At 52.8% G+C, this 12,948-nt stretch carries 13 protein-coding genes; 6 read left to right on the forward strand and 7 right to left on the reverse strand.

The features are described from left to right. Positions 1–247 precede the first annotated feature (247 nt). Positions 248–1,864 carry a citramalate synthase gene (gene cimA, locus ACI48J_RS18890; protein WP_326056350.1) on the forward strand — a complete coding sequence of 539 codons (1,617 nt, stop codon included), beginning with the start codon at positions 248–250 and terminating at the stop codon, positions 1,862–1,864. Between the two features lie 124 nt (positions 1,865–1,988). Here cimA and ACI48J_RS18895 read toward each other — a convergent pair whose 3' ends face one another. Then, entirely contained in the window at positions 1,989–2,525 is a 537-nt protein-coding gene (locus ACI48J_RS18895) for a TlpA disulfide reductase family protein (RefSeq protein ID WP_326056351.1), read from the reverse strand. A 183-nt stretch (positions 2,526–2,708) separates the two neighbouring features. Here ACI48J_RS18895 and ACI48J_RS18900 point away from each other — a divergent pair, with 183 nt between their 5' ends. Further along, a complete protein-coding gene (locus ACI48J_RS18900) occupies positions 2,709–4,010 on the forward strand; it encodes an MFS transporter (protein WP_405079725.1) in 1,302 nt (433 codons plus the stop codon). A gap of 39 nt (positions 4,011–4,049) precedes the next feature. Next, positions 4,050–4,709, forward strand: coding sequence for a Mov34/MPN/PAD-1 family protein (locus tag ACI48J_RS18905; protein ID WP_405079727.1), 660 nt, complete (start codon positions 4,050–4,052; stop codon positions 4,707–4,709). Positions 4,710–4,796: 87 nt separating this feature from the next. Here the strand turns inward: ACI48J_RS18905 and ACI48J_RS18910 are convergent, their stop codons facing one another. From ACI48J_RS18910 to ACI48J_RS18920, 3 genes are read right to left on the reverse strand one after another with little or no spacing between them, the layout of a single operon-like run. Next, the gene (locus ACI48J_RS18910; protein WP_326056358.1) at positions 4,797–5,525 is read right to left on the reverse strand and encodes an exonuclease domain-containing protein; all 729 of its coding nucleotides are present in this window, start codon (positions 5,523–5,525) and stop codon (positions 4,797–4,799) included. Between the two features lie 21 nt (positions 5,526–5,546). Then, on the reverse strand, positions 5,547–6,674 hold the full coding sequence (locus ACI48J_RS18915) for a DUF294 nucleotidyltransferase-like domain-containing protein (protein ID WP_405079729.1): 1,128 nt from the start codon (positions 6,672–6,674) through the stop codon (positions 5,547–5,549). 38 nt (positions 6,675–6,712) lie between these two features. Further along, positions 6,713–8,140 carry an ammonium transporter gene (locus ACI48J_RS18920; RefSeq protein WP_405079730.1) on the reverse strand — a complete coding sequence of 476 codons (1,428 nt, stop codon included), beginning with the start codon at positions 8,138–8,140 and terminating at the stop codon, positions 6,713–6,715. Positions 8,141–8,446: 306 nt separating this feature from the next. Between ACI48J_RS18920 and ACI48J_RS18925 the strand changes: the two genes are divergently transcribed. Next, a complete protein-coding gene (locus tag ACI48J_RS18925; protein WP_009674805.1) occupies positions 8,447–8,878 on the forward strand; it encodes a MerR family transcriptional regulator in 432 nt (143 codons plus the stop codon). Positions 8,879–8,918: 40 nt separating this feature from the next. Then, a complete protein-coding gene (locus ACI48J_RS18930) occupies positions 8,919–9,605 on the forward strand; it encodes a zinc metallopeptidase (protein ID WP_405079732.1) in 687 nt (228 codons plus the stop codon). A 154-nt stretch (positions 9,606–9,759) separates the two neighbouring features. On the opposite strand, the gene ACI48J_RS18935 is transcribed toward ACI48J_RS18930, so the two are convergent. Beyond that, entirely contained in the window at positions 9,760–10,671 is a 912-nt protein-coding gene (locus ACI48J_RS18935; RefSeq protein ID WP_405079733.1) for a LysR family transcriptional regulator, read from the reverse strand. 185 nt (positions 10,672–10,856) lie between these two features. Between ACI48J_RS18935 and tpx the strand changes: the two genes are divergently transcribed. After that, a complete protein-coding gene (gene tpx, locus ACI48J_RS18940) occupies positions 10,857–11,375 on the forward strand; it encodes a thiol peroxidase (protein ID WP_016423958.1) in 519 nt (172 codons plus the stop codon). A 98-nt stretch (positions 11,376–11,473) separates the two neighbouring features. Here tpx and ACI48J_RS18945 read toward each other — a convergent pair whose 3' ends face one another. Next, positions 11,474–11,884, reverse strand: a complete 411-nt coding sequence (locus ACI48J_RS18945; RefSeq protein ID WP_009675019.1) for a DUF1499 domain-containing protein — start codon at positions 11,882–11,884, stop codon at positions 11,474–11,476. Between the two features lie 237 nt (positions 11,885–12,121). Beyond that, entirely contained in the window at positions 12,122–12,778 is a 657-nt protein-coding gene (gene fsa, locus ACI48J_RS18950) for a fructose-6-phosphate aldolase (RefSeq protein WP_009674996.1), read from the reverse strand. Between the last annotated feature and the right edge of the window lie 170 nt (positions 12,779–12,948).

Genomic DNA, 12,948 nt, shown 5'->3' on the forward strand with positions numbered 1-12,948 from the left:
TTCCTCCTTCCTGCGGGCGCGCGAAGTCCCGATTAGCATATCGAAAGCGGCCGTAGGGCGCTTTATCCTCTTTATTTCTTCTAATTCTTAGTCTATTCCTGTCCGCCTGAGGAATCAAGAACGGCTATCGTCCAAAATTTGCGAAAATTCATTCTTTATGGTTGAAATTATGGTATAATCGTGCATTATACATTCGAGAAAACATTCGAAAAATGAACAGCCACACGTTTAGAGGGGGAGCACCGAAATGTCCGATTCAATCAAAATCTTTGACACTACGCTTCGTGACGGAACCCAGGGCGAAGGAATCAGCCTGTCCGTGGAGGACAAACTGAAAATTGCCCAGAAGCTCGACGAGCTGGGCGTTCATTATATAGAAGGCGGCTGGCCCGGAAGCAACGGCAAAGACATTGAATTTTTTAACCGTGTTCAGGAACTGAATCTTAAGCATGCGAAAGTAACGGCATTCGGCAGCACCCGCCGCAAGAACACCAAAGCCGAAGAAGATCCCAATCTGACGACGCTGGTGGCGTCCGGCGTTAAAGTCGCGACGATTTTCGGAAAATCGTGGGATTTCCACGTTCACACTGCCATTCAGACGACGCTGGAAGAAAATCTCGCGATGATTTTCGATTCCGTCCGGTATCTGAAAAGCTGCGGTCTTGAAGTCATTTACGACGGCGAGCATTTTTTTGACGGCTACAAAAACAACCCTGACTACGCCCTCCAGACAATCCGCCAGGCGCAGGAAGCCGGCGCGGACTGGATCGTGCTGTGCGATACGAACGGCGGATCGATGCCGGAGGAAATTTTCGAGATCGTTTCGGAAGTCAAGAAACAGATCACGACGCCCGTGGGCATCCACGCCCACAACGACTGCGAGCTGGGCGTCGCCAATTCCCTGGCAGCCGTGAGAGCCGGCGCCCGCCAGGTACAGGGCACGATGAACGGGTACGGCGAGCGCTGCGGGAACGCGAATCTGTGCTCCGTCATTCCGAATCTGCAGCTGAAGCTCGGCTTCGCCTGCATTTCGGATGAGCAGCTGGAATCGCTGGGGCCCGTCGCCCGTTACGTCAGCGAGATCGCGAACATGCACATGCCGATGAACCAGCCGTATGTCGGCAGCGCGGCTTTCGCCCACAAAGGCGGTATCCACGTGTCCGCTATCCTCAAGCACGCGAGCACGTATGAGCATATCGTTCCCGAGAAGGTCGGCAACAAGCAGCGCGTTCTCGTTTCGGAGCTGGCGGGGCAGAGCAATCTCGTTTCGAAAGCGGCCGAGCTCGGCCTCAATCTGGAACAGCAGGACGGCAAAGCGAAAGAAATCATTTCACGCATCAAAGACCTCGAACACGAGGGTTACCAGTTCGAAGGTGCGGACGCTTCGCTTGAACTGATGATGCGTGAAGCCTCCGGCGAGCTGCAGGAGCCGTTCGTGCTGGAATCGTTCAAAATTTTCGTGGAAAAGTCGGCGGATCGTCCGGTCAGCTCCGAAGCTTTCGTCAAGGTGAACGTGAACGGCGAATCCATGTATACCGCCGCGGAAGGCGACGGACCCGTCAACGCGCTCGATAACGCGCTGCGTAAAGCCCTGCTGCCTTTCTATCCGGACATTCACAGAATGCACCTGTCCGACTATAAGGTGCGCGTGCTTGACGACAAAGGAGCGACCGCTTCCAAAGTCCGCGTTCTCATCGAATCCCGCAATTTCGAGAACGAATGGAATACCGTCGGCGTTTCCTCCAATATTATCGAAGCCAGCTGGCATGCGCTCGTCGACAGCTTCCGGTATGCCCTGATCGGCAAGTCCTGCATCGAGAGAGAATCGCTGGATCCAAGACCGGTCGGTCTAGTGAACCACTAATTTATTTTTCCTTACAAAAAGATAAGCCCCGTTTCTTCCGTGTGGGCGGCCTCGCCTTACACACGGACCCGAAACGGGGCTTTTTAAACGTCTCCGAAAATCGGCAGGCTAGACGCGGAACCTTCTAGCGGCCCTTGATCAAAGCATTGATTTTCTTTTCCCACTCCGCCTTTGGAAGAAGGTTTACCACTTCCTGCACGACTCCGTTCTTGTCCACAAGGAAGCTCGTCGGGATCGCCAGAAACTTGAACGATTCCGAGACTTTACCGGGTTCATCCAGCAGCACCGGAAAATTGATTCCATACTCCTTGGCGAAGGCCCTTGCCTTTTGCTCGTCATCCTGACTCGTTACATTTATAGCCACCAGGTCCACTTTGTCCCCGTATTTTGTCTGAAGATCAATCAAATCCGGCACTTCCATCTTGCATGGACCGCACCAGGACGCCCAGAAATTCAAAATAAGCGGCTTATCGCGCGCGCCTCCGACCCGGTAGAGCTTACCGTCCAAATCCGGCAGGCTGAAAGAAGGCACATACATTCCCGGACGGGGGCCCGTTTGGGTAGGCGCAGCCGTTTGTTTTTCGTCTTTTTTGCCGATCTGGACAAATATAGCCGCGGCCAGAAGAAGCACGATGGCCAGAATCGCTGCATTCCGTTTCAATTTCAGCCCTCATTTCCGCATCATTCGCTTTTTATTCTATCACACGGGAAGCTCAAAATCAGGTACATACACGGTCAGTATCCCCATCTTTATCCGATTCCAACATTATGAACGGTTTAAAAAGTATGATCTTCCGCCCCGAGGAAACCCTATCCGTACCAAGTCAGAAGAGAGGTCAACCACATGGAAAAATCGAAATCCCGAGGGCTTGACATCATTTTCGAAAGTGATCAGGACGAGGACTACCAGTTTACCGCCGAACAGACGGCTGAAGGCGGCGACAAAAGCGGAGGCAAAGGCCGGCTTCTTGAATTTATGGCCATTGCGACGGTACCGCTCGTGCTGGTACTCGGCAACTCGATGCTTGTCCCTATTCTCCCGCAATTGGAAACGGAGCTGGGCATCACCAAGTTTCAAAGCAGTCTGGTTATCACACTGTTTTCGATTACCGCAGGACTGATCATCCCTATCTCCGGCTACTTGTCCGACAGGTTTACAAGGAAATCGGTGATCATCCCGTCTCTTATTATATATGGGGCGGCCGGAGTTTTGGCGGCGTTCGGGGCGATCTGGAAATCCTATATGATCCTTATTATAGCCAGAGCCATTCAGGGCATCGGCGCAGCCGGCACGGCTCCCATCGCGATGGCTCTCGTCGGGGATTTGTATAAGGGGGGGACGGAAAGCAAGGCACTCGGCCTGACGGAAGCATCCAACGGGTTCGGTAAGGTGCTCAGTCCCATCATCGGCTCCCTGCTTGCTCTTATTGTCTGGTATATGCCTTTTTTCGCCTTTCCGATCTTTTGTCTTCTGGCTCTGTTGGCTATGATGTTTCTCATTCACGAACCCAAAACCAAAAAGGAACCGACGAAACTGAAGCCTTATCTCCACAAAATCGGAACCATTCTGAAAAAGAAAGGACGCTGGCTGATCACTTCCTTCTTTGCGGGTTCTCTTGCGCTTTTTATCCTGTTCGGTGTCCTGTTTTATCTCTCCAACATATTGGAGGAGCCCCCTTACCACATAGAAGGCGTCAAAAAAGGGCTAGTCCTGGCGATCCCGCTGCTGGGCATGGTCATTACCTCCTACACAACCGGAGCCCTGATCAAGAAAAACGGCACCGTGATGCGCTGGCTGATCAACATCGGCCTTTTAGTTATGACGCTGTCGCTGGCATCCACGATATTCGTTCTCCAAAATCTGTATTTGTTTATCGGGCTGCTTACCTTAAGCGCCATTGGCACCGGGCTGCTTCTCCCCTGTCTTAACACGATGATCACCGGCTCCGTGGAAAAAAGCGAACGCGGTATGATCACGTCTATCTATAACAGCCTCCGGTTTATCGGCGTGGCCTTCGGTCCGCCCATCTTCGGCTGGCTGATGGACAAATCGGACCGGCTCATTTTTATAACCGTATCCTCTCTGGCGGGGTTGACGCTCGTTCTTGTGTTTTTTCTGGTTAAACCGCAGGGAAAAATCAGCTGATCCGTTGAGTGCGGTAAAGGATTCCGTTATAATTAGCGCATGATAAACGCGAAACGGTTAACCGAAATCAACATAAGCCTGACCTTATACACGGAATGGCTGGCGGGGTTCGGCAGCTTTCCGGATGAAGAGGCGTGCGGATTCGTATACGGAAGGATTCGGAGGGAGACCGCTTATGTCTCCTCTTTCGTATGGGTTCCGAATGTTTCGGCTTGCCCCACCCGGTCTTTCCGCATATCCCCCTCCGATATTATGCGTCACTTAGGGGGCGGACAAGCCCCTAGCGACCGGCCCGCGTGCTCTTCATTAGAGGGTCCCGTGCTGCTCGGACTGTTCCACTCCCACCCGCGTACGCCTGCTTCGCCGTCTTGCGAGGACATCTCGGTCTTGCGGCTGTGGCCGGAGCTGCCTTCCTTCTGGATCGTCTCCCTGGAACGTTCCGTTCCCGAAACAGCGGTATACGCGCGGGCGGAACCGCAAGAGAGCGCACTCGGGCCGTCCGAATCGGCGGATTCCGCCTACAAGACTGTCACGACCGAGGATACGGGGCAGACCGGATCGGTTGGTCCCTCCGACACGGACACCCGGACCGATCGGACCTTACGGCGTGCAGTATCCGCTCCGTCGTCCAATCGGTCGGATCCGATGAAAAGTCTCTCGAGCCTCCGTCACATCCCGCTTACCATAGAAGCGCTATGAATCAAAAAAGCAAGCAGGTAACCGCGGCTTCCCGCATTCCTGCTTGCTTTTTCATATCACAGCCTTCTTCTTCGCTTACCGGGAGCCCTAGGCTTTACTGAGAAGCGCGTAAAGATCTCCGAGCGTATCCACGCCCATTTCACTGATTTCTTCCAGAAGCTTCTTCCACAGCTCGGCGGTCATCAAAGAATCGTCCAGGGCGTGGTGTCTTCTCAGCACCGGAATCTCGTACAGCTCCAGCAGAGAATCGAGGGTATAGTCTTTGCGCCGGGGCATCAGCCATTTGGCTACCATCATCGAATCCAGCACCCGGTGGGAGAGACTGACTTTAGAAGTTTTCCAGAGCGCCGCATTCAAAAACGCTTTGTCATGAGCCGAGCCGTGCGCCAGCAAAACCCTTGCCCCTACAAACTCGAAAAATTCACGCAGGGCCGTAATCAAGTCCGGCGCTTCGGCCGCCTCTTCCGTCCGGATGCCGGTCAGCTCCTCGATATGAGGAGGAATCGGGCGGTTCGGATTCGCAAGGGTGTAAAACGTCTTGTCTTCGAGCTTGTCCCCGGCCATAGACACGGCGCCGATCGAAATAATCTCGTCCGCCGTCGATGAGAAGCCTGTTGTTTCCAGATCAAAAACAACGACTTTGAGATTATGCAGGCGAGTGTCCAGCAGCGAATGTCTGCGTTGATCCTTCAGGAGCTGACGGATAAACGCCATCTGCTGGGCGTTGCGCGGGTTAAACATGGATGTAATCGCCGGGGTCAAGCCGCCCATCTTGTAAAGCCTCCACATACCGCCGTCGGGGCCGCTCTCTTTCATCGTTTTACTCCTTTCCCGGTCCTATTGTCCCGTATGCTCGCGCAGGTTGGCGGAAGAAGCGTCCCCGCCTTGCTTGACGGAACCCCGCACCTGACGGATGACCTGCCGCTGAAGCCGCTTTCCGAATTTAAGGCCTCTTTTCAGTTCCGCCCGGCACTTGCGGGTCAGCATTCCGGCAGGCACTATACCCGCAGTCGCGAAGTGTCCGTTTTCCCTGTAATAAGGCGTGTTCAATCTCATCTTCAAGGAGTGCAGAAACACTTCCCGGCAAGCTGTGCCGAACTCAACCGTAACGGCTCCGCGGTCGATGAGCGCATCGATCCTTTTAAGGGTGGAAGAATCGGAAATGCCGTTTTCCAGAGCCAGAAGACGGACCGCATTTACAAGCGGGATATAAAGTCCGTATTTGATGTCGACGCCGCCCGCGTAAGGCCCGTACCGTTCCGTCACCAGACGCCCCAGCAGTCCCAGGGACACTTTATGGTGCAGAGTGTTAGTCAGAAGCGGCAGGAGCAGCTCGCGGTTGAGCGCTATGCTCTCGTGGAAGGCCTGCTTGATCCGGTCCGCCAGAGCTTCGCTGCCGTATACGCACCTCAGGTCGGCCGCGATAAGCAAGTAGCGAGCGTTCTCCCAGACGGGCTCCGCAAACCAGCCGTTAAGCTGATCTTTCCACCCCGCTTCGCTTCTTCTCCACAGCTGGTTTTCGGCCAGCACCTTCCCCGTGCACGGAGGATAACCTACCAGCTCCAGACCTTGGCGGATTCGCTGGGCCAGTTTGCTGAAATATCCGTCCGCCGCCGCTTCCGTGCCTTCCGGGGGATTCTCGTAAACCAGTCCGTTGTCCTGATCGCTCCATGGCGTCTGTTCCTCCCGGCCGCCGCTTCCCATAAGCAGGAATGCGTAAGGGAGCGGGGGCTCCCCCGCTCCTTCCGCTGCCAGGCGTTTTTCCGCCAAGGAAATCATTTTCCGGATCATGGTATCGTGTGTAAAATTGAGTTCTTCGTACAGCAAGGCCGCCGTTTCCTCGCCGAGTTCCCTCCGGAACAAATCCTGCATATCCGCGCGGATCAGGGCCAGTTCATCCGATCCGGCGGCACGGTTGATCCTTGTGCGTAGCAGTTGCCAAGCCGAGCCTAATATCGGTTCCATGACGGCATCTCCTTAGATGAGACCGGTCCGGGACGCGGTCACGAAACCGGCACCGAGCGACCGCCTTCATTGGACTTTTTTGCCGAAGTGTGCGCTTCGACCGCGTGATTCATTTGCTCCGGATACCCGTATGTGCCGTGCTCGGCGAGATCCAGCCCCATGATTTCTTCTTCCTCCGTAACGCGCAGACCCGTCGTAACTTTAATCAGGTAGAGGACGATGAAGGAAACAACAAGGACGAAGACAAGTGCGCCTACTATTCCGATAAACTGCACCCACAGCTGATGGAAACCGCCGCCGTAGAACAAGCCCGCTCCGCCTACATTGACCGTTTTGGCCAGCTCCGGCGTAGCGAAAAACCCTGTGGACAACGTTCCCCAAATCCCGGCGATGCCATGCACGGAGAAAGCGTAGACCGGATCGTCGATCCCTTTCTTTTCAAACCAGATCGCCGTGAAGAAAGTGACCCCTCCAGCGATGGCTCCGATGGCGATCGATGCCAGAGGCGTAACGAAAGCGCAGGAAGCCGTGATCGCGACAAGCGCGGCAAGTACGCCGTTAAGCATGCTTGGAATATCGGATTTGCCGAAGTAAATCCAGGAGACCGCCATAGCGGCCACGCCGCCCGCTGCCGCGGCCAGGTTTGTCGTCAAGGCGATATAGCCGAAGAAACCGTCTCCCATTGCGCTCAGCGTACTTCCCGGGTTAAAACCGAACCACCCGATCCAGATGATGATGACGCCAAGCACGGACAGCACTTGATTGTGGCCCGGAATTTTATTCGGCGAACCGTCTTTATTGAATTTGCCGATACGCGGCTTCAGAAGGATGGTAGCCACAAGCGCCGCTGTAGCACCCTGAAGATGCACAACCGTGGAGCCTGCAAAGTCCTGCATGCCGATTTTGGACAGCCAGCCGCCGCCCCATACCCAGTGAGCCACGATCGGATAAATCACTACGGTGAAAAGCAGTCCGAAAATAAAGTAAACCGGGAGCTTGGCGCGTTCGGCGAAGCCTCCCCACGCGATTGCCAGGGATACACCCGCAAACGCCAGTTGGAACAAAAACTTAATTGTGATCGGGACATCCGAAGCGCTCAAGGAAACGAAGGCATCCGCGTTGACTCCGTCCATGAAGAAGCCGGACAAGCCGAACAGATTGTTATTGAACAATCCGGCCCCGTCTCCGAAAGCGAGCCCGAAACCGAACGCCCAGAATGCGATGGCGCAAATCCCGAAAGTCAGAATGGTTTTACCCGCCACGTGACCGGCATTTTTCATCCGGGTTGAGCCTGCTTCAAGCAAAGCGAAACCGGCCTGCATAAAGACGACCAGCATAGCGGCGACCAGCACCCATACCGAGTTGATGGCGGCTTGCAGTTGCGCCGGTGTCGGAGCTTCCGCAAACGCCAAAGTCGGGAAAACCATACTGAGCAGCGCTAACCCGATCAGTGTCTTTTTAATCATTGATACCAGCCCCTTCATGTTAGGTTTCTTTACAAGTTAATTGATTATTGTCATTATACGCGAACGTTTCGCGAAAAAACAATAGGTTTCGTTCACTTTTCAGATGTTTTTTATTAAAAAATCGACTCTTTTTCAGATTTTTTCAATATATTTATCATGTTGTGTAATATATATGTTAGATATATGCTTGTTCATGAAAATGTCAAAAGCATTACGTTTGACTGTACGGTTTAGGATCGGGTATCATTAGGCTGAGGTAAACACGTGCGAACAACAATTTTAAAGGAGGGGCAAAATCATGGGGATATGAAGCTTCATAGAATCGGAGAGTTGTCCCGGTTGGCCGGAGTCAGCCCCAGGACGATCGATTATTACACCAAGCTGGGCCTGATTCATCCCGAGAAAAGATCGGACACCAATTACCGCCTGTATTCGGATGAAACCTTGCTGCGGCTCAAACGTATTGAAGAGATGAAAAAAGAGAAATATACGTTGGAAGAAATCCGTACAACAATGCTGAAGCTGGATAAAGCCGCCCACGACGAACATGTGACCGACAAGCTGACATCCTACCAGGTGCTGCTCGGCCAGCTGCAGAAAGAAATCAAGGAACTTGATCCTATGATTCAGCAGCTAAAACCGAATCAGCTCAAAAAGATTTATAATCTGATTACCCAGCCCACCGCCGCATGCGTCGAAGCACTGCTCTATTTGCTCGGCAAAGGTCCCTTTACGTAACGGATCCCCACGACTATCTTGACTATGGAGGTCTGCAGCTATGTTTTTTCATCCTATGGATTTTCTTATTCTCATTGCCTTCGGCTTATCCATGTGGGCTTCATTCCGGGTCCGCGGTACGTTCAACCGCTGGTCCCAGGTACCCGTTCAATCCGGTATGACCGGATACGAGGCGGCCCGCCGCATGCTTGATGCGGAAGGGCTGTACGATGTTCCGATCGAACCGGTTCCCGGAGCTCTCACGGATCATTACGATCCGATCTCCAGAACGGTACGTCTTTCCGAGCCTGTCTACTACGAGAGCACCATCTCGGCCGTTTCGGTCGCTTGTCACGAAGTGGGACACGCGATCCAGCACCAAGTTCATTATCCGATGCTTGTTGCGCGCCACAAGATGTTCCCGGTCGTAAACTTCGCTTCAGGCGTGGCTCCGCTTCTACTTATCGCCGGCCTTATTTTTCAGCAGTTTGATATTCTGCTTCTTCTGGGAATCGTCTTCTTCTCCGCCGCGGTGCTTTTCCAGCTCGTGACTCTGCCGGTCGAATTCAATGCCAGCAACCGGGCCCGGGAGCTCATGATTGCAGGCGGCTTTATCACCAACGAAGAAGAGCAGGGCGTAGCGAAAGTGCTTAACGCGGCAGCCTTGACTTATGTGGCTGCGGCTCTTATCTCGCTGCTTGAGCTCATTAAGTACGTAATGATTTTCAACAGCCGTTCCGATGATTAAAACGGCCGTATCCAACCCGGACGCAGCAGATGATGCTGTAACCGCAATAAGCTTTCGTCTACAGTAGACGAAAGCTTTTTTTCTGTATATACACGGAAACGACAGATTATAAGGACAGAGTGTTTTTTCGCACCGTTATCCAGCTAAGATCCGTTTAATCTGCCATGGGCCTGCCCGGATCGGCAGAGGGCTGAAACTCCATCAGAAACCGGCGGAAAAGTTCAGTCACGAGCGGAAGCTTCTCGCCTCTCCGGCGAATGACTCCTACGGTACGCGTCACTTTCGGATCGACCTTCACCACACACGGTTCGATATGCGTCGTATAGCGCAGCGCCAGCTCGGGAAGAAGACTGACGCCCATCCCCGCCGCGACAAGCCCGCGGATCGTATCCGTTTCGTCTCCTTCGAATTCGATCTTCGGCACAAATCCTGCCTTTAGGCAGGCGTTCATAACGATCGGACGAAGGGAATACTGTTCGCCGAACATAACAAACGGCTCCTCCTTAAGCTGCTCCAGCCGGATGCTTTTGCAGCCGGCCAGCGCATGGTTAGGCGGAAGCACCGCTAACAACTCCTCCGTGAGCATGACTTCTCCCTTGACGAGCTCGTGCGTCTCCGGACACGGCGATATGATCGCCAGATCGATTTCCCCTTCCGTAACGTCACGGATGAGACTGGTGTAAGTTCCTTGCTTTAACCGAAATTTAACGTTGGGATGCTCTTTCTTGAAGCAGGATATAAACGCCGGAAGAATGGAAACGGATACACTATGGGGAAAACCGACCCGGATCTCCCCGGCTTCGGGGTTCAGGAATTCCCGCACTTCGCCCACCGCGCGTTCCAAGTCGGTCAAAATATGTTCCGCACGGCTCAGAAACAGACTCCCGGCGGGAGTCAGCTGCAGATTGCGGCCTTTCTGGACAAACAGACGGACACCGAGTTCCTCCTCCAAATGGCGGATTTGCCGGCTTACGGCAGACTGGGCCACGCGAAGCTCTTCGGCCGCTTGTGTCATATGCTGCTTTTTAGCCACTTTCACGTAATACTGAAGTTGTCGTAACTCCACAGATTCCTCCATTAGTAATTTCTGCTATCCCTACCTATTATAGCCGATTTAGGTGCTCCGGAGAACCGTTTCGGGGTCCCATTTGTTTAATAAAGAGTGTATTGGACAACCCCTTTAACGCGAGGGTATAATAGGGAGGGCTGGAATTTCCAGTTCTTTCGGATAATCGATAAGGAGGAATACATATGTCTCAAGAACGCAAGGGTGCAGCCACTTTTAAGGGCAACCCGATCACACTCGTCGGTCCCGAGCTTAAAGCGGGCGATGCAGCACCGGATTTCAAACTGAACAAAGACCTCCTGAACGAAGTTTCCCTTTCCGATTATGCCGGCAAGGTGAAGCTGATCAGCGTGGTCCCTTCCATCGATACGGGCGTATGCGACGCTCAAACCCGCCGTTTTAACGAAGAAGCCGCCAAACTCGGCGATAACGTTGCCGTTCTCACTGTCAGCGTCGATCTTCCGTTCGCGCAAGCCCGCTGGTGCGGTGCCGCAGGCATCGACCAAGTCGTCCTGCTGTCCGATTACAAAGCGAAGTCTTTCGGACAGGCTTACGGCGTTCTGATTCAAGAACTCCAGCTCGACATGCGTTCCATCTTCGTCATTGATGCCAATGACAAGATCCAATACGTGGAGTATCTCGGTGAAATGACAGAGCACCCGAACTACGAGGCCGCGATCGAAGCGGTTAAAAAGCTCGTATAAACTTCGGCACAAAAGAAAACAGCACAGGAATCGATGCGCTCATCGAATCCTCTGCTGTTTTTTTATGCCTGCGAAGCTGCCCGCAAGCTGCCCAATCGTTAGCGACTGATTTTGTAAGCCGCCAGTTTTTTGTCCAGCTGCTTGTAAATGTCCAGGATGGTCCGGTAATTGGAACCGAGATCCCCCATGTTCCCACGGGAAGCCGAATAAATATCAATAGCCGTTGTCGTCGGATTAACCGCAAACAAAGTAATCGTAATATCCTGAGTACGTCCGAGAGCCGTACGTTTTTCCACCACAATCTCTCCGACATTTTTCACTTCGTGAAGGAGTTTGTAGCCGGGTGTTTTTTTGATCATCCCGACGGTTTCTTCCCACACCTGGTCTTTGGATAATTTGTAGTAACGGGTTTTTAATTCCGGATCTTTGGCTTTCTCACCGGTTGTCTCGAAACTGCGAAGCAAACCGACTAACGTTCGTTTCAAAGTCGTTCCCCCTTCATGAAGCATATCCAGACTGCTTGCCAAACCACACTAAAAACAATCTTACCATTCTTTGCAGGGAAGCAAAAGAGGAGAACCGTAAAAACCGGGCATAAATCCCTGGTCATTTTATTGAACAGCGGCTAAATAACCAATTTCATCCATCCTTACCGCTTTTGTATGAATAAAAAGCCTCTCCGCAGAGAGGCTCCTCTAATTCAATGGGGGTTCCGTTCACCCTAACTATGCGCCCCCGGATTATGTTTAGAACGTTTTCTGGTTGGCGCTTTCCCAGTCTTTCATAAACCGTTCCACGCCGGCGTCGGTCAGCGGATGCTTCATCATGGCTTCAATTACTTTGAACGGCACCGTAGCGATATGAGAGCCTAGAAGAGCGGCCTCGATCACATGCGTAGAATGACGCACGCTGGCTGCGATAATTTGTGTCGGCAGCTCGTGCACCGAAATAATTTGGCTCACTTCTTCAATCAGATGCATGCCCACCTGGTTAATATCGTCGAGCCGTCCGATGAACGGAGATACATAGGTCGCTCCCGCTCGTGCCGCCAGAAGCGCTTGTGTGGAACTGAATACAAGGGTCACGTTTGTTTTAATGCCTTGGTCGCTGAAACGCTTCGTCGCCTTAAGGCCGTCCGCAGTCATCGGCACCTTGATGACAATCCCGCTGCCGATTTTGGCAAGTTTCTCGCCTTGCTGGACCATTCCTTCCACGTCCGTGGCGACAACTTCGGCACTGATCGGCAGATCGCCTACGATGCCTACAATTTCTTTGAGGGTCTCAAAGAAATCTCGTCCCTCTTTGGCAATCAGAGACGGATTCGTCGTAATTCCGGAAATAACCCCCAGCTCGTGCGCTTCTTTAATCTCGTTTACATTGGCCGTATCAAGAAACAGCTTCATACACGATCCACCACTTTCGGCAAAATTTTTGATCTCTATGTACATTCACATTCCACTTTTTTACCATAGCATAAAATGGGGTCTAATACAAAAAGGGTCCGTGCCTGTAGCCTCTCTTTAAATTACCCTCTTTCGGACAAAATAAAAACAGCCCCGTTTACGGAGCTGTG

Origin of the sequence: Paenibacillus chitinolyticus (assembly GCF_045038035.1) — a bacterium.
In the GTDB taxonomy this organism is placed as follows: Bacteria; Bacillota; Bacilli; order Paenibacillales; family NBRC-103111; genus Paenibacillus_F; species Paenibacillus_F chitinolyticus_A.